This is a genomic window from Lactivibrio alcoholicus (assembly GCF_055390895.1).
Genome location: NZ_AP042471.1, coordinates 597809 through 615499, shown reverse-complemented (window position 1 = coordinate 615499; position 17691 = coordinate 597809). Strand labels below are relative to the sequence as shown.

Genomic DNA, 17691 nt, shown 5'->3' with positions numbered 1-17691 from the left:
ATAGATTGTATCTAAAAAGACAATACTGACTCTTGTACAATATTTACTCATGTCTCTTTCGCATCACGAATATAGGGAGGAATGGCGCGTGAAAGAGCCGAGAATATACACCACGTCCTCGGATTATGCCTACCAGGAGCTTCGGCACAAGATTATCACGAAGCAGCTGAAGCCGGGGCAGCGGCTTCCGGAGGTGAGTATCGCGGTTCAGATGGGCGTCAGCAGGACCCCGGTCCGGGAAGCTCTCCGACGCCTGGGGACGGAAGGGCTCGTCAACATCATACCGAACAGCGGTGCGCGGCTTGCCGCGCCGACGCCACGGGAGATCGAGGACACGTTTCTCGTTCGCGAACAGCTTGAAAGCCTCGCCATCCGTCTCGCGGCGGAACGTATCGACGACCGCCACCTCCGTCGCCTCGAAGAGGCCATGATCGAGGAAGCGCGCGCAATCGACGAAAAGGAACTCGAGGCGTACCTTGAGGTCAACGAGTCCTTCCACACGACGATCGCCGACGCGAGCGGCAACAAAGTCCTCGCGAAGCTTGTCAGGGATATCATAGCGCGGACGAACGCGTATGTGGTCTTCTACGATCCCTTCTACCAGAATGAGACGGTTCCGACGGTCGATGTCCATCGGGAAATTCTCGTGGCCCTGAGGCATCACGATGCGGAGAAGTGCGTGAAGCTGATGAAGCGCCATCTCAGGGAGGCGGCGGCCGGAATCAACCAGAGCCAGTCGCTTTTGCCCGAGAGCGTTCATGGACATGGGAAGGAAGACGCGGTCGAAAAAGAACCGAAGGAATGAACCGCGCCGGAACGGAGATCCGCCGTTCCGGCGCTTTTTTCCGCCCCCATTCGATTCTCTCCGTTGTACGCGGACCGGTTTTATGCCACAATTCCTCCGTTCGACGGGATGATGATCTCTGTAAAGAACGAAGGGTACCGTGTCCGATGCCGCGACGATTAAGGAGGATCTGAAACCATGCAGAAAATACCGACGCTCGATCTGAAGAGGAATTATGCGCGCATCCGAGACGAAATCGCCGATGCCGTTTCGGGAGTGCTCGAGAGCCAGGCGTTTATCCTGGGACCGGAAGTATCCGCGTTTGAGGAAGAGTGTTCGGCCTATCTCGACGGGGCGCAGGCCATAGGCTGCGCTTCAGGGACCGATGCACTCGTCCTCGCGATGATGTCGCTCGACATCGGTCCGGGTGATGAAGTCATCACGACCCCCTACAGCTTTTTCGCGACCGTGAGTTGCATCACGCGGCTCGGTGCGACGCCGGTCTTCGCCGATGTAGACCCGGAGACGTACAACATCGATCTCCAGCAGGTGCTCGATCGTCTGACACCGAAGACGAAGGTCGTTCTTCCCGTGCATCTGTTCGGGCAGATGGCTCCGCTCGAAGCCATTTCGGGTGAGCTCGCGAAGCGCGGCGTCTCGATCGTCGAAGATGCCGCGCAGGCCTTTGGATCGTGGCGAAAGATCGAGGGCGCTATCGTCCGCGCGGGAACGTACGGCGCTCTGGGGTGCTACTCGTTCTTCCCGACGAAAAATCTCGGCGGCTACGGAGACGGCGGCATGATCGCGACACGTGACGGACGCCTCGCTGAACGCGTGCGGAAATTGCGCGTGCACGGAGCCGGAAAGACCTACTTCCATGACGAGGTCGGACTGAACAGCCGCCTCGATTCGCTCCAGGCGGCCGTCCTCCGCGTCAAACTCCGGCATCTCGAGGAGTGGAACGAAGAGCGCCGCATCGTGGCCGACCGCTACCGTCTTTTGTTCGCCGAACGGGAGCTTCTCGAGTTCGTCCGTCCGTCCGTCGAACTCGAAGGAAACTACCATATCTATCACCAATACGCCCCGAGGGTCAAAGACAGGGACGCGCTCGAATCCTTCCTCGAGGCCCGCAGGATCGGATGCCGGGTCTATTACCCGTTGTCGCTCCATCAGCAGAGGTGCTTCTCGTTTCTGGGCTACAAACCGGAGGATTGCCCGGTTTCCGAGATGCTCAGCCGCGAGACGCTCGCGCTGCCGGTCTTCCCGGAACTGACCGCCGAAGAGCAGGTTCGGATAGCGGACGCGATCGCGGAGTTCTACCGGAGCAGGAATACGTAATTTGACCAATGTTGTTCTTTATCGGCGGACGATGTACAATATTTTCCGTCGAACCGGCGGGTATCCGGTGCGACCATAACGATTACACCCACGGGAGGGATTGAGATGTACCCGTTTCTTTTCGATCGCACCATGTTGCTGTTGCTGCCCGCCCTGCTTCTCGCTCTGTGGGCGCAATTCCGCGTGAAGAGCGCGTATTCCCGTTTCGGAGAGGTGCCTTCGCGCCGCGGGGTCACCGCAGCGCAGGTCGCGCGATCGCTGCTGGATCGTTTCGGACTGACGAACGTTCCTGTCGGCCGCGTGCCGGGGAACCTGACCGACCACTATGACCCGAGGGACAAGTCCCTCTCCCTGTCAGATACGGTATACAACAGTACGAGCATCGCGGCGATCGGTGTCGCCGCGCACGAGGTCGGACACGCGATCCAGGACAAGGACGGATACGCTCCGCTCGCGATCAGGAACGCGATCGTTCCCGTCGTGGGGATAGGTTCGACGATGGCCTTCCCGCTGTTCTTCATCGGTCTGTTCCTTCGTGGGGAGTTTCTCATGAACCTCGGCATCGTCCTTTTCCTCGGCGTCATCGTGTTCCACCTCATCACGCTTCCGGTGGAATTCGACGCGAGCCGCAGGGCGCTCCGGGTTCTCGGCGATACCGGACTTCTCGGGATGGACGAGGTTTCCGGCGCGAAAACGGTCCTGAACGCCGCCGCGCTGACGTACGTCGCTGCCACGGTGATGGCGTTCGCACAACTCCTCCGCCTTCTTGCGCTTCGCGGGATGTACGGAGACCGGGATTAGGCGCTCATTCGCGCTTCACGGATGGGGATACGGAGGGTATGATGGTGGGGCGGTCTGCCGACCGCTCCACTTCTTTTTTCCGACGGAAGGACGGATCGACATGCCTCTGCTTCTGATCGTCGCGCTCCTCGTTCTCGTTCCATGGGTGGGCGTCGTTTTTCTCGTCATGTTCGGCGTATTCGTCCTTGCGGCCATGACGCTCGGATTCGCCGCGAACTCCTTTCTGTGGCTGTTCATCGGGCCGACGCAACTTTTCCGGATTCTTTTCAACCGCAGGGTGCGGCGAAACCACGCCATCGAGCACGCGACCGTACATATCCTCGAAGAGCGCTTTGGTCGCCTGAACATCGAAGGCATGGCCGAAGAGACCGGTTTCTCGCTGAAAGGGCTCCGTGACCGCGACCTCGTCTCCATGGCGGCGCGCGCGGCGCTCGAACGTCTGAGAAGTGGGGAAAGCGATCTTGCGATCCATCCGAGATGCGGAACGACGCTCGTTGTCCTGAACACGCTCGCTTCGGTGCTGTTCCTGCTCATTCTCGCCGCGACGGGAAGCCTGAGCCTGCTGACCGTTGCGGCCTCACTGCTTTTTGCGTACGCTCTCGCTCCCCTCGCGAGCCGTCTGGCGCAGAAATACGTCACGACGGACACCGGGGTGGGCGATATGGAAATCCTGTCCGTCGAGGTCCGGAGTCGGCGGGTGGCGATGTCGGGGTTGTCGTTCATGGTTCCGGAATCCCTGTTCGTTCGCACCCGCTCTTCCGGAGATTCTCCGGTGGTGGAGGTGATCGACTGATGCGGGGCATCGAAGGTGCGCTCCGCGTGCTTCAGGATGTTGAAAGAGGAGAACTCGCGAGCGTGTCCCTGAGGAGACTCGCGTCGAAACTGCCGTCACCCGAGATGACGCTCGCGGCTTCGCTGGTCTATTGCACGCTGCGGAAGCGATCTCTCTGGTACGAGATGGTCCGTTCCTTCCTGAAACCGGCCATCGAGGGTCTGAACGGGGCGACGGTGAACGCGATGCTTCTTGGGGCCGCCGGAATGACGGACCTGCGGTATTTCGTGCCGATGGCGCTGACGAACGCGGTCGTCCAGAACGTCAAGGAGACGGTGGGAGAGCGGGAGGCGCGTCTCGTGAACGCGGTTCTTCGGAGAGTCGGCGAGAGCGGGAATGATTTCATCCGGGCTCTTTCGTCGAGCTGCGACCTCAAGGATTTCGCGATCCTCCACGGAATGCCTCCGTGGGCGGCGTTCATCCTCAAGGAAGGGGTCGGTCCGCAGGAGGCGAGGAAGCTGGTTCGCATGGCGCGAATCCGGCCCTACGCATCCTTCCGGGTCTGGCCCGAGTCGAAGATCCCCGAGGTTCTCGAACGGGCGAACGCAGCGGGATACCGGTGCTGGGGGTCGCCTCTCATTCCGTATTCGGTCCGTCTGGCGTCATCGGTTTACCCGCCGTCCTTCGCCGGGTACAATAAAGGAGTGTCCACGCCGCAGGGCGAGTCGTCGATGATGGTCGGCGAAGTGGTCCGGCGTCTCTGGAAGAGAGGATTCGTTCTCGATATGTGCGCCGGACGCGGCATAAAGGCGGGGCAACTGGCCGCGCTGCTTCCCGGAGCGACGCTCGAGTGCTGGGAGATCTCCCCTGGAAGGGCGAAGGCGCTCGAGAAGGAACGGAAGCGTCTCAACGCCTCGTGGGCGATCCGCCTGGGAGACGCGCTTCACCTCGAGCCCCCGGTTCGTCCGGAGATCGTCGTTCTCGACGCACCGTGTTCGAACAGCGGGACGTGGTCGCGCCATCCGGAAGGGAAACAGCGGCTCTCCGCAGAAGCCGTAGGACGAGTTTCGGATCTCCAGAAGCTGTTGCTGCGCCGGGCGATTTCCATCGTCGCGCCGGGAGGCTTCGTGGTGTACGTCACATGCAGCCTGTTCCGGAGGGAGAACGAGGAGATCGTCTCGCGCGTCCTTTCGGAACGGAATGATATCTATGAGGTCCCGCCCCCGATCTCAGGTCTCCGGATCCATCGGGGACGTCCGTGGGGAGTGTACCTTTGGCCCGAACTTCCCTGGCTCGACGGTTTCTACATTGCCGTTCTGGGCAGGAAAACTCAGGAGGCGACCGCATGAAGATGATTCGTTGGGCGATGGTGTTCGTTGTTCTCGTCATCGTCGCGTCTGCCGGAGTTGCGGTGTACACGGTCTTTTTCGGAGGAAAGGATCTCGCCGTGCCGAGGCTTCGGGAGATGTCCGTTCTGGATGCGATGGAGGAGGTCAAGCGGCTTGGGCTGCAGGCGAAGATCGACCAGGTCGACTCCACGCTGTCTCCCGGAATGGTTCTCGCGCAGTGGCCGGAACCCGGGACGAAAGTCCGCAAGGAGACCACGCTCATTCTGAAGGTCAGCAGGGGGGCCGTCAACAGGAAGGCGATCCCCGACGTTCGCGGGATGGAATACTCGAAGGCGGTGGCGACCCTTGAGCAGAACGGCTTTTCCGCCGGCGACGTCGTGCGCCTGAACGACGAATCCCGTCCGGCCGGGAGCGTTCTGGCGCAGAATCCTGCCGCTCCCGCAACGGTGCCGCAGGGACGGAAGGTCGATCTGATCGTCAGTTCCGGCGGAGCGGTCAAGGGCGGGAAGATCCCCGTACCGGAGCTCTCGCAGCAGGACGAGAAGACAGCGAAAAAGCTGCTGTCGGAGTCGTCTCTGACCCTGGCTGGAGTCGAATACGTCTACAACCAGAATACGAACGAAGGCATGGTCATGGGAACGAAACCCCGTGCCGGAGCGCTTGTCCGCCCGGGGGACGGGGTAACGCTCGTCGTCTCGACGCTGAAGAAGCCTGACAAGGTGGAAATTGCGACTCCCTCGGGCGGGAAGGTCACGGCGCCCGGCATGACGCAGACGACGCCGGGAGTTGCTCCGGATGGCGCAAGCGAAAGAGTTTCCGTAACGACGGAACCTTCGGGAAAACCGACTCCGTCAACTTCGGTGCCGGTGGCTCCCGGTGGAAAGCAGAGCGTCGCGAAGGTCCGCTATCAGGTTCCGCCGCTCTCGAAATCGATGTCGCTGCGAATCGAAATGGTCGACGCGAACGGAACGCGCCAGCTGTTGAGCCGTGAAGTCAGGGGAGGGGAATATATCTCTCTCGACGCGCCGTTTTCGAAAGAAGGCGTCGTCACCATCTACCTCGGAGGCGAATTCGTGTGGCAAGACAGATTCAGGTAAGCAGGCGACACGCGAGCCCCGACAGCGTTGTGTCGGGGGAGCGTAGTCGTTCGCAAATCCCGGACGAGGTATCCGGGGAAAACAGGCGACACGCGAGCCCCGACAGTATCGAGTCGGCGGGACGTAGTTCTCCGACCACGATCCCGAAGACTTTGCATTCGCTTACCCCGGAAGGCATGCCCGAGGAAAACGGGAGAAATGGACTGCCCCCTGACGCAGAAGACGGTGTATCGGGAGAGCGCGCTTCTCCCGTTCCCGGTCGGATCGTGAATATCGCTCCATCGATCCTTTCCGCGGATCCGCTCGACATCGCGGGAAGCATCGCACGGCTCGGGGCCATGCCCGAGTGGATCCACGCCGATATCATGGACGGGCATTTCGTTCCGAACCTTTCATACGGTCCTTCGATGATCGGAGCCCTCGCGAGGAGATTTCCGGAAGCGATTCGCGATGTCCATCTCATGGTGGAGCCCCCCGAAAATTTCTTCCGGATATTCTGCGAATCGGGGGCCTCGTACGTGACGGTACACGCCGAGGCGACTCCTCATATTCACCGGGTGATTTCAGCCATCCGCGAGCTGGGGTGCCGTCCCGGAATATCGCTCAATCCGGGGACACCGGTCGAGACGATCTTTCCCGTCGTCCACATGGTGGATCTCGTTCTCGTCATGTCCGTCAATCCCGGATTCGGAGGGCAGCGTTTCATCCCTGAAACGCTCGACAAACTCGTCGATCTCGTACGAATTCGCACCGTCCGCGGGTTGTCATTCCTCATCGAAATGGACGGAGGACTCGGGGCGGGAAATATCGAATCGGTTGTCCGGCACGGGTGCGATATCGTCGTTATGGGAAACGCCCTTTTCGGAGCTCCGGATCCCGGAGCGGCATGGGTGAAAGTAACCGGAATCGCAAAGGAGGCAGCTGTCGGTGTCTATTGATGTTGGCCAGAATGAACTGATAGAGCTTGGCGCACGGATCCGGACGATCCGCGAGGAACGCGGGCTGCACCTCGATGACATTGTCGAGATGACCCGCATCCGGAAGCAGTTTCTCGAAGGCATCGAACGGGGGGATTATGCGGAGTTTCCCGGGGACGTCTACGTACGGGGATTTGTCCGGACGTACCTGAAGACGCTCGATGCGGAGTCTCTCTGGGATGAAATCGGGCATCTCTTCAGGGAGGGGCAGCCGGAGGGCGGCGAGCCGATTCCCCTCGGATCATGCACGCCTCCTGCGCGCGGATTCCGCCCCGCATCGCGTTTCTGGATTTTCCTTCTGCTTGTCTGCGCCCTGACGGCTTCCGGATGGTACGTCTGGTACGCGTGGAACGGGAGACTCGTTTCCCCGAATCCGCCCGGGACGATGGACGGTGATGTCTCCCGCGACGCGGTCTCCGGAATTTCTCCGACAAGAGGAGTGGCAGGGTACGGCGGCCAGAAAACACTCTCGTCGGACACGTTTTCTCCCGATGTGTCGCTCCTTCTCCCGGTTTCGGCGGAGATGACGCCGACCCCGACGCCCGTCACGATTCCGGCCGTAACGAAAAAACTGGTCCTTTCCGCTTCGAGGGAGTGTTGGATCCGTGTCATGCGTGGCGACAAGATCGTCTACCAGGACATCCTCCAGAAGGGAAAGAGCGTGTCGTTCGAGGCTGATGCCCGACTCGTGGTGACATACGGTCGCCCGGATGCCGTGACGATCGTCTGGAACGGCAGGGAACTCGGCAAGGCAGGTTCCGGAAGCAAGGTCGAGAAACTGTTCTACGATCCGGACGGAAAAACCGGGAAGGTGACGGAGTGAGGATCTTTCTTCTGAGCCTCGGCTGTGCCAAGAATACCGCTGACAGTGAAGTCCTGGTCGGGATGCTCGAAGCGGCGGGACATACCCTTGTCGCGATGGCCGAAGAGGCCGATGTCGCCTTCGTGAATACGTGCGGCTTCATCCAGCCGGCCGTCGAAGAGAGCATCGGCGCAATCCTCGATCTCGAACAACTGAAGGAAGATGGACGACTCCGGAAGATTGGCGTTCTCGGTTGTCTGTTCAATCGCTACGGCGAGGATCTGAAGAAGGAAATTCCCAGCGTCGACATCTGGGCGAAGGCCGAGGACTGGTCGTCGGTTCTCCGCGCCCTCGGAAGCCCGGAATGCGCGTTTTCGAGAGGGCGGCTGCCCGAAACGAAGAGGTGGACGCGATATCTCAAGATCGGCGAAGGCTGCGACAACACGTGCGCGTACTGCACCATCCCGTCGATCCGGGGGCGCTCGCGGAGCGTTCCCGTCGCGTCTGTCGTGGCGCAGGCGGAGGATCTGGTCGAAAGCGGAGCGCGCGAACTCTGTCTTGTCGGACAGGACCTGACGTCCTACGGAAGGGATCTCGACGGGAAGGCTGGATTGCCAGATCTTCTTGCCGCGCTGGAGTCGGCCGTTCCGGAGGACGTCTGGATCCGGCTTTTGTATCTGCATCCCGCAAGGATGGACGAGGCGTTCATCGACAGGCTTCTCTCGTTCAGGAGAGTTCAGAGGTATCTGGATATCCCCATTCAGCACATCGACGACGAGATTCTTCGCAGAATGCGTCGTCCCGGAAACTCGTCGCATATCAGACGTCTGTTTTCGTACGCGCGACAGGCCGACCCGCTGTTCACGCTGCGGACCACGCTTATCGTCGGCTTTCCGGGTGAGTCGGAGGTGGCTTTTGGGGGATTGCTCGACTTTCTCGGGGAGATGTCGATCGACCGCGTCGGCGCGTTCGTCTTTTCCCCCGAGGAAGGAACGCCGGCAGCGACGATGGACGGACAAATTCCCGACGCAGTCCGCGAGCGACGCTACGCGCGCCTCATGGAGCTCCAGTCCGGAATTTCCCTGGAACGCCAACGCCTTTTCGAAGGAAAGACGATGCGTGTCCTGCTCGAGGAGATCGACGTCGAGGGAGGACTCGCGTGGGGGCGTTCCTACCGCGACGCGCCCGAGGTCGACGGTCTTGTCGGCGTATCGCCCGCCGCAGGGCTTCGCGAGGGGGAGTTCGTTTCCGTCTCGATAACCGAAGCGGAAGAGTACGATCTTTTCGGGGTGCCTGCCGATGACGTTTCAACGACGTAGTCTTGCCGATCTCGTCAGCACCGTCTGCGGTCTCGGCCGTTTCTCCACGATGCCGGGAACTGTCGCCTCGGCTGCGGCCCTGCTTTTCGCGCTGTTCATTCCCCCGACCTGGTATCTCATCGCGATCGTCTGCGTCGTCGGAACGATCGCCTCGGACCGCTACGCCCGAGAGACGGGACGGACAGATCCGGGAGAGATCGTCATCGACGAAGTCGCCGGCATGTGGGCGGCCATCTTCGCACTGCCGCAAAGCATGTGGTTGCCTGCGCTGCTGCTCTTTCGCATTCTGGATATCCTCAAACCCTTTCCGGTGGGAGCCGCGGAATCGCTTCCGGGCGGCATCGGAATCATGGCAGACGACGTGGTCGGCGGCATCTGCACGAACCTGCTTCTGCGCGGACTGCACCTGTTCTTTTTCGGAGGCGGTATGGCGTTGATTTTTCGCTGATCTGCCGTACACTGGAGGTGGTTTCACTGAAGGACGCGGTTCTCGTCGCCCTCGGCGACGAACTCCTGAGCGGAATCCGCAGGGAGGGGAACTGCTCGTGGATGGCCTCCCGGCTTCACCGGGCGGGCTGGAAGGTTCGCGGAATCGAAATACTGCCCGACGATCCCGCAGTCTCCCTCGTGGCGTTGCGGCGCAGGGTCGGGAACGTGCGTCTGCTTGTCATTTCCGGCGGACTTGGACCGACGCACGATGACCGGACCCGCGATATCCTCGCGGAGCTTCTCGGAGTTCCGCTGATTCAGGACGACACAGCGTACGACAGGATGGCCGAACGGTATTCGGGTGAGCACGGGATCGCTTTCGAACGTTCCCGTTCCAGACAGGCCGCGATTCCGGAAGGAACGCGTTCCATCCACAATCCGCTGGGGTCGGCGCTTGGAATTCATTTCGAACACAAGGGAACGGAAGTCTTTTCATTTCCCGGGGTTCCGACGGAATACCGCGCCATGGCGGAAGCCTCGCTCGGAGATCGTCTGGAGCCGGAAGACTGCTGGGTCTCCGTCAGCGTCACGGGATGGGCGGAGAGTCTTCTCAAGGATGAAATCTCCGATATCCTCGAAGATCCTTCGATGCACACATCGATTCTCCCCGCGCCCAATCTCGTCGAAATCGTCCTCCGCGGTTCCCCTGAGCGTATCCGGGCAGGAGAAGAGACGATCCGCGAACGTCTGCCGCACGGCTGCCTTCCGCACGGATGTACGACGCTGCAACAGGCCGTCGTGCTTGAAGCCGGTACCAGAGGAGTGACTGTGGCGGCGGCCGAGTCCTGCACAGGAGGACTCGTCGGTGCGGCTGTCACTGAAGTTCCGGGGAGTTCAGGAGTGTTCATGGGAAGCGCCGTCTGCTACGACAACAGGATCAAGCGCGACGTTCTCGGCGTTCCCGCAGATGTTCTCGAATCCTGCGGGGCCGTGAGCGCCCAGTGCGCGAATGCGATGGCCTCGGGAGCCTGCAGGGTGTTCGGAGTCGACGTCGCCGTATCTGTAACCGGAATAGCCGGGCCCGGAGGAGGATCTCCGGAAAAACCGGTCGGGACGGTCTGGTTCGCAGTATCGGATTCCCGGACGGGAATGACGCGCGAGTTCACAAGGCGTTTCAACGGGGACAGGGAGATGATCCGGGAACGCTCGAAGGCTCAGGCTCTCGAACTGCTCTGGCGGGGAATTCTCGGAGACATGACATGGAATTGATCCGCTGCTTTTCGTGCGTCGCGCTCGGGCACGAAGTGAAACGCGCTCTCGAGCGGTTCGTCGCGGAACTCAGACGTATCGCGCCTTCTCTGAAGTGGGCTCCGGTCCCGTCGCTGCACATCACGCTCAAGTTTTGCGGGGAGATTCCGGTCGATTCTGTCGCGGCGCTCTCAGAACGATATGCTTCCGCGCTTCCGAATTTCCCCGGTTTCCGCATCTCCCTTGAAGGACTGGGATGTTTCCCCGGCCTTCGGAACCCATCCGTGATCTGGATCGGCATCCGCGAAGGCAAAAAGGAGCTCGCCTCACTCTTTGAACGTATCGAGCGGGAAAGCGTCGCGATGGGAGTTCCGCCAGAACGCCGTTCTTTCTCGCCGCATCTCACGCTCGCCCGCGCCAGGTTTCCGGAAGACGTCCCTGTCGATCTCATCGGACGGATCCGGGACGGAACGAGTCCTTCGTTCGTCGTGAACGTGACGGAAACGATCTTCATGAAAAGCGTTCTTACGCCCAGTGGTCCGATCTACAGCCCAATCCAGACCTATCCTTTTTCAGGCGAAACAGCGACATAACACCGAACAGGAGGACGATCTGCGTGGCCAAAAAGAAAACGCCCCAGACCCGGGAAGACGTGTTGGAGCAAGCCATCGAAGACATTCGCGGAAAATTCGGAGCCGGATCCATCATGCGTCTGGGAGACCAGTTCAAGGAACAGGTTCCGGTCATTTCGACGGGAATCCTCCCTCTCGATGTTGCGCTCGGCATCGGCGGTCTTCCGAGAGGAAGAATTGTCGAGGTATTCGGTCCGGAGGGAGGCGGGAAAACAACGGTCGCACTCCACGCGATTGCGGAGGCGCAGAAGGCGGGGGGGATCGCCGCCTTCATCGATGCGGAACACGCGCTCGATCCGCGTCTCGCATCGTCTCTCGGCGTCGACGTACAGGCGCTCTATGTCTCCCAGCCCGACAGCGGAGAGCAGGCGCTCTACGTCCTCGACACCCTCGTTCGCTCCAGCGCGGTCGACATCGTCGTCGTTGACTCAGTCGCGGCCCTGACGCCACAGGCCGAAATCGACGGCAAGATCGGGGACAGTCAGGTCGGCCTGCAGGCGCGTCTCATGTCGTACGCGCTCAGGCGGCTGACCTCGGCCATATCGAGGAGCCAGTGCGTGGTCGTCTTCATCAATCAGCTCCGGGCGAAAATCAGCACCGGTTATTCGAGCGGTCCGCAGGAGACGACGACCGGAGGTCGGGCGCTCAAGTTCTACAGCTCGGTTCGTATCGAGGTCAAACGCGGAAAAAGCATCACGCGCGGGGAGGACACGATCGGGCACGAAATCTGGATGAAGGTCGTCAAGAACAAACAGGCTCCTCCCTTCAGGACGGGACACGCGACGCTCATTTACGGCAGGGGCGTTCCGAAAGGGGTGGCTGTCGTCGATATGGCGATCGATCTCGAAGTGGTCAAGCGGAAGGGGTCGTGGCTGACCTACAAGGGGGAAACGCTCGCACAGGGGAAGGACGCGGTTGCGAAGTATCTGGAAGAAAATCCGACGCTTATGGATGAAATCGTCGGGGAAGTTATGGCGAAAGTCCTGGAATCGGACGACATCCTCGCAGTCTCCGTGCCGGTTTCCACCGGAGAGGGTGAGGATGAGGAAGGACTGGAAGAAACTCCGACCGAACCGGTGGAGGAAGACGTTCTTGAACTGGATAGTGAGGACGAATAGGCGATAATGCAGTATACCTGAATTATCGATCTCCGACGTTTTTTCGGATGTTAACGTGATCGCATGTCGTAAATGTTTGGAGGAATAGCCGGATTGTTTGAGAGTATTCGCCGTAAAAGTTTTGGATAAATTACCTGAAGCTGTCGTTCCTGTGCATAATGATATCCATGGGTAGTCGTTGACAAGGCCGGATTCCTTGGGTATTATACCCAAGCACTGTTCGGACGGTGCCCGTTACGAAGTCGAAGCAAACATCACGGAAACGTAACGGCGAGGACCTTGACAGATTTATAGGATGGGGAGAAGGAAGTAAGGGAGAGAGCGGGGAGAGTTTTCTCTGAGGAGAAATTCATGGAGAGTTTGATCCTGGCTCAGGACGAACGCTGGCGGCGTGCTTAACACATGCAAGTTGAACGGGTCATATGTGAAGGGTAACCGGAATATATGACTAGTGGCGAACGGGTGAGTAATACATGAGGACGTATCCTCGAGAGGGGGACAACATTGGGAAACCGATGCTAATACCCCATAAGCCGAGAGGTAAAAGGGAGCGATCCGCTTGAGGAGCGGCTCATGTCCTATCAGCTAGTTGGTGAGGTAACGGCTCACCAAGGCGAAGACGGGTAGCCGGCCTGAGAGGGTGACCGGCCACACTGGAACTGAGAGACGGTCCAGACTCCTACGGGAGGCAGCAGTGGGGAATATTGGGCAATGGGGGCAACCCTGACCCAGCGACGCCGCGTGAGGGAAGAAGGCCTTAGGGTCGTAAACCTCTGTTGTGTGGGAAGAAGGAAGTGACGGTACCACACGAGGAAGTCCCGGCTAACTACGTGCCAGCAGCCGCGGTAATACGTAGGGGACGAGCGTTGTCCGGAATTACTGGGCGTAAAGGGCGCGTAGGCGGTCATTTAAGTCAGCTGTGAAATGGTCCGGCTCAACCGGATCATGCGGTTGAAACTGGATGACTGGAGTGCTGGAGAGGCAAGTGGAATTCCCAGTGTAGCGGTGAAATGCGTAGATATTGGGAAGAACACCGGTGGCGAAGGCGACTTGCTGGCCAGCAACTGACGCTGAGGCGCGAAAGCCAGGGGAGCAAACGGGATTAGATACCCCGGTAGTCCTGGCCGTAAACGATGAATGCTAGGTGTGGGCATCGAGAGGTGTCCGTGCCGGAGCTAACGCGATAAGCATTCCGCCTGGGGAGTACGATCGCAAGATTGAAACTCAAAGGAATTGACGGGGGCCCGCACAAGCGGTGGAGCACGTGGTTTAATTCGATGCAAACCGAAGAACCTTACCTGGGTTTGACATGTACGTAGTAGTGAGCTGAAAGGCGAGCGACGAAGGATTCGTCCGGAGAGCGTACACAGGTGCTGCATGGCTGTCGTCAGCTCGTGTCGTGAGATGTTGGGTTAAGTCCCGCAACGAGCGCAACCCCTGCTGCCAGTTGCCATCGGGTAAAGCCGGGCACTCTGGCGGGACCGCCGGCGACAAGCTGGAGGAAGGTGGGGATGACGTCAAGTCATCATGGCCCTTATGTCCAGGGCGACACACGTGCTACAATGGTCGGTACAGAGGGAAGCGAGCCTGCGAAGGCAAGCGGATCCCAGAAAGCCGGCCCCAGTTCAGATTGAAGTCTGCAACCCGACTTCATGAAGCCGGAATCGCTAGTAATCGCGGATCAGCCAAGCCGCGGTGAATACGTTCCCGGGCCTTGTACACACCGCCCGTCACACCACCCGAGTTGGGTGCACCCGAAGCCGGTGGCTGAACCCGTAAGGGACAGAGCCGTCGAAGGTGTGCTTGGTGAGGGGGGTGAAGTCGTAACAAGGTAGCCGTACTGGAAGGTGCGGCTGGATCACCTCCTTTCTAAGGAGAAGAGCGAAAGCTCTTCAGCAACGAGAATGCGGAGATAACATGAACCGCTCTCCTCTCCATCTTATAAGTTTGCCTCATGCACCTTGACAGAAGAAAGAGGAAGTTGGACTGAAACGAGGGAAAGGTAGTAAGGGCACACGGGGAATGCCTTGGCGCTGGTAGCCGAGGAAGGACGCAGCAAGCTGCGAGAAGCCGCGGGGAGGAGCAAGCATCCGTTGATCCGCGGATATCCGAATGGGGGAACCTGCCCGGAGAAATCCGGGAATCGCCGTAAGGGCGAAGGAACCCGGCGAAGTGAAACATCTCAGTAGCCGGAGGAAGAGAAATCGAAGAGATTCCCTGAGTAGTGGTGAGCGAAAGGGGAAGAGCCTAAACTCACGCAATGCCAAGACTGCGGTCGTTGTTGCGTGGGGGTTGTGGGTCTATGCCGGAGGAGTCCGCAGACTTCTCGGGGAGTTATAAAGGGCGCATCTAACCGAACCGTGTTGGGAAAGCGGACCGAAGAGGGTGAAAGTCCCGTAGGTGAAAGGCGCGTCTCTCTCTGGGCATAGAACCCGAGTAGGCCGGAGCACGTGGAATTCCGGTTGAATCAGGGCCGACCATGGTCCAAGGCTAAATACTACCAGCGACCGATAGTGAAGCAGTACCGAGAGGGAAAGGTGAAAAGCACCCCTGGCGGGGAGTGAAAGAGACCTGAAACCGTGTGCCTACAAGCAATCGGAGCCTGAGCCGTCGCGAGACGGTGAGGGTGACGGTATGCCTTTTGTAAAATGAGCCGGCGAGTTATCGTATGTAGCGAGGTTAAGGTGCGAGAGAGCACTGGAGCCGAAGGGAAACCGAGTCTGAAAAGGGCGGAAGTTTCATGCGATAAACCCGAAGCCGTACGATCTAGCCATGGGCAGGTTGAAGCCCCGGTGAAACGGGGTGGAGGACCGAACCGGTGCCTGTTGAAAAAGTCTCGGATGACCTGTGGTTAGGAGTGAAAAGCTAATCGAGTACGGTAATAGCTGGTTCTCCCCGATATGCATTGAGGTGCAGCCTCATGCGATGAGTCATGGGGGTAGAGCGCTGGATGGACGATGGGGACAGGAGTCCTGCTGACTTCAACCAAACTGCGAATACCATGACTTTAGCATGGGAGTGAGACTACGGGTGAGAAGGTTCGTGGTCGTGAGGGAAACAGCCCAGACCGCCAGCTAAGGTCCCAAAGCAATGCTGAGTGTGGCAAGGATGTGGAGATGCCTGGACAGCCAGGAGGTTGGCTTAGAAGCAGCCATCCTTTAAAGAGTGCGTAACAGCTCACTGGTCGAGGATCTCTGCGCCGACAATGTAGGGGGCTAAGCATTGCACCGAAGCTGCGGGATTTGCACGTAAGTGGAAATCGGTAGGGGAGCGTTCCATGCGGGGAGAAGTCGAACCGGAAGGTTTGGTGGACTGCATGGAAGTGAGAATGCCGGCATAAGTAGCGCAAAGTATGTGAGAAACATACTCACCGGAAGCCCAAGGGTTCCTGGGGAAGGCTCATCCACCCAGGGTTAGGCGGGACCTAAGGCGAGGCTGAAAGGCGTAGCTGATGGACAACAGGTAGACATTCCTGTCCCGACACTGTGACGCATGGACCGAAGGGGTGACGCAGAAAGCTAGGCGGAGCCGGGGGATGGAAGACCCGGTTCAAGGGGGTAGGCAGGGTTCGCAGGAAAAGCCGTGAGCCCAAATGCTGAGACCTGATGGGGAGCTCCGTAAGGGGCGAAGCCGCTGACGCTCTGCTGCCGAGAAAAGCCTCTAGGGAGGAACAGTGTTGCCCGTACCCGAGACCGACGCAGGTGGGCTGGCTGAGAAGGCTAAGGTGAGCGGGATAACTCTCGTTAAGGAACTCTGCAAGTTGACCCCGTAACTTAGGGAGAAGGGGTGCCACTGCGGTGAAGTCAATGCTGGCGGAGCCGCGAGTGGTCGCAGAAACCAGGCTCAGGCGACTGTTTACTAAAAACACAGGACTCTGCATAAGGCGCAAGCCGAAGTATAGGGTCTGACACCTGCCCGGTGCTGGAAGGTTAAATGGAGGGGTTAGCCGCGACCGCAAGGGAGAGGCGAAGCTCTGAAATGAAGCCCCAGTAAACGGCGGCCGTAACTATAACGGTCCTAAGGTAGCGAAATTCCTTGTCGGGTAAGTTCCGACCTGCACGAATGGTGTAACGATCTGAGCGCTGTCTCGACGGGAGACCCGGTGAATTTGTGGTTCTGGTAAAGACACCAGATACCTGTGGTGGGACGGAAAGACCCCATGGAGCTTTACTGTAACCTGATACTGGATTTTGGCATGTCATGCACAGGATAGGTGGGAGACATTGAAGCCATGACTTTGGTTGTGGTGGAGTCGACGTTGGGATACCACCCTTGAGATGCCGGAATTCTAACCGCAGCGTCTGAATCGACGAGCGGGACACTGTCAGGCGGGCAGTTTGACTGGGGCGGTCGCCTCCTAAAGAGTAACGGAGGCGCGCAAAGGTCACCTCTGGGCGGATGGAAATCGCCCGTGCGAGCGCAAGTGTATAAGGTGGCCTGACTGTGAGACTGACAAGTCGAGCAGGGACGAAAGTCGGTACTAGTGATCCGGCGGTTCCGAATGGAAGGGCCGTCGCTCAACGGATAAAAGCTACCCTGGGGATAACAGGCTGATCCTGCCCGAGAGTTCCTATCGACGGCAGGGTTTGGCACCTCGATGTCGGCTCATCGCATCCTGGGGCTGTAGCAGGTCCCAAGGGTTGGTCTGTTCGCCCATTAAAGCGGTACGTGAGCTGGGTTTAGAACGTCGTGAGACAGTTCGGTCCCTATCCACCACGGGCGTAGGGTATTTGAGGAGAGCTGCTCCTAGTACGAGAGGACCGGAGTGGACGAACCGCTGGTGTATCGGTTGTGCTGCCAAGTGCATACGCCGAGTAGCTATGTTCGGAACGGATAACCGCTGAAGGCATCTAAGCGGGAAGCCGCCTTCAAGATGAGATACCCCATTCCCGAGAGGGAAGTAAGGCGTCCCGGAGAACACGGGGGAGATAGGCCGGAGGTGGAAGCGCTGAGAGGCGTGGAGCTGACCGGTACTAATACGCCGAGGCCTTGCCCTCGTTACAGTCCGACTTTTTCCGATATCGA

At 59.3% G+C, this 17691-nt stretch carries 13 protein-coding genes and 2 rRNA genes; all 15 read left to right on the top strand.

Going from position 1 to position 17691, the window contains the following annotated elements; all coding sequences use genetic code 11:
* Positions 1 to 88 precede the first annotated feature (88 nt).
* Complete coding sequence (locus tag ACZ5IU_RS03125; RefSeq protein WP_464420417.1) at positions 89 to 805, top strand: GntR family transcriptional regulator; 717 nt, start codon at positions 89 to 91, stop codon at positions 803 to 805.
* Between the two features lie 177 nt (positions 806 to 982).
* The gene (locus ACZ5IU_RS03120) at positions 983 to 2122 is read left to right on the top strand and encodes a DegT/DnrJ/EryC1/StrS family aminotransferase (RefSeq protein WP_464420415.1); all 1140 of its coding nucleotides are present in this window, start codon (positions 983 to 985) and stop codon (positions 2120 to 2122) included.
* 105 nt (positions 2123 to 2227) lie between these two features.
* Positions 2228 to 2923, top strand: a complete 696-nt coding sequence (locus tag ACZ5IU_RS03115) for a zinc metallopeptidase (RefSeq protein ID WP_464420413.1) — start codon at positions 2228 to 2230, stop codon at positions 2921 to 2923.
* A gap of 100 nt (positions 2924 to 3023) precedes the next feature.
* Positions 3024 to 3716 carry a DUF6391 domain-containing protein gene (locus ACZ5IU_RS03110; RefSeq protein WP_464420411.1) on the top strand — a complete coding sequence of 231 codons (693 nt, stop codon included), beginning with the start codon at positions 3024 to 3026 and terminating at the stop codon, positions 3714 to 3716.
* Positions 3716 to 5044 carry an RsmB/NOP family class I SAM-dependent RNA methyltransferase gene (locus ACZ5IU_RS03105; protein ID WP_464420409.1) on the top strand — a complete coding sequence of 443 codons (1329 nt, stop codon included), beginning with the start codon at positions 3716 to 3718 and terminating at the stop codon, positions 5042 to 5044. Before ACZ5IU_RS03110 ends, ACZ5IU_RS03105 begins: the two co-directional genes overlap by 1 nt.
* Positions 5041 to 6141 (top strand): PASTA domain-containing protein, encoded by a 1101-nt coding sequence (locus ACZ5IU_RS03100; protein WP_464420407.1) that lies wholly within the window; start codon positions 5041 to 5043, stop codon positions 6139 to 6141. The genes ACZ5IU_RS03105 and ACZ5IU_RS03100 overlap by 4 nt, the downstream gene beginning before the upstream one ends.
* A gap of 176 nt (positions 6142 to 6317) precedes the next feature.
* On the top strand, positions 6318 to 7079 hold the full coding sequence (gene rpe / locus ACZ5IU_RS03095) for a ribulose-phosphate 3-epimerase (RefSeq protein ID WP_464420405.1): 762 nt from the start codon (positions 6318 to 6320) through the stop codon (positions 7077 to 7079).
* Positions 7069 to 7941, top strand: a complete 873-nt coding sequence (locus ACZ5IU_RS03090; protein ID WP_464420403.1) for a helix-turn-helix domain-containing protein — start codon at positions 7069 to 7071, stop codon at positions 7939 to 7941. Before rpe ends, ACZ5IU_RS03090 begins: the two co-directional genes overlap by 11 nt.
* On the top strand, positions 7938 to 9239 hold the full coding sequence (gene rimO / locus ACZ5IU_RS03085; protein ID WP_464420401.1) for a 30S ribosomal protein S12 methylthiotransferase RimO: 1302 nt from the start codon (positions 7938 to 7940) through the stop codon (positions 9237 to 9239). The genes ACZ5IU_RS03090 and rimO overlap by 4 nt, the downstream gene beginning before the upstream one ends.
* The gene (locus ACZ5IU_RS03080; protein ID WP_464420399.1) at positions 9220 to 9687 is read left to right on the top strand and encodes a phosphatidylglycerophosphatase A family protein; all 468 of its coding nucleotides are present in this window, start codon (positions 9220 to 9222) and stop codon (positions 9685 to 9687) included. The genes rimO and ACZ5IU_RS03080 overlap by 20 nt, the downstream gene beginning before the upstream one ends.
* 17 nt (positions 9688 to 9704) lie before the next feature.
* On the top strand, positions 9705 to 10937 hold the full coding sequence (locus ACZ5IU_RS03075) for a nicotinamide-nucleotide amidohydrolase family protein (RefSeq protein WP_464420397.1): 1233 nt from the start codon (positions 9705 to 9707) through the stop codon (positions 10935 to 10937).
* Positions 10928 to 11509: an RNA 2',3'-cyclic phosphodiesterase gene (gene thpR, locus ACZ5IU_RS03070; protein ID WP_464420395.1), complete on the top strand. Its 582-nt coding sequence runs from the start codon at positions 10928 to 10930 to the stop codon at positions 11507 to 11509. Before ACZ5IU_RS03075 ends, thpR begins: the two co-directional genes overlap by 10 nt.
* Before the next feature lie 23 nt (positions 11510 to 11532).
* Complete coding sequence (recA, locus tag ACZ5IU_RS03065) at positions 11533 to 12666, top strand: recombinase RecA (protein WP_464420393.1); 1134 nt, start codon at positions 11533 to 11535, stop codon at positions 12664 to 12666.
* A 348-nt stretch (positions 12667 to 13014) separates the two neighbouring features.
* A 16S ribosomal RNA gene (locus ACZ5IU_RS03060) occupies positions 13015 to 14535 on the top strand.
* A 126-nt stretch (positions 14536 to 14661) separates the two neighbouring features.
* Positions 14662 to 17663 (top strand): 23S ribosomal RNA (locus ACZ5IU_RS03055).
* The 16S and 23S rRNA genes sit together here, the layout of an rRNA operon.
* Positions 17664 to 17691: the final 28 nt, after the last annotated feature.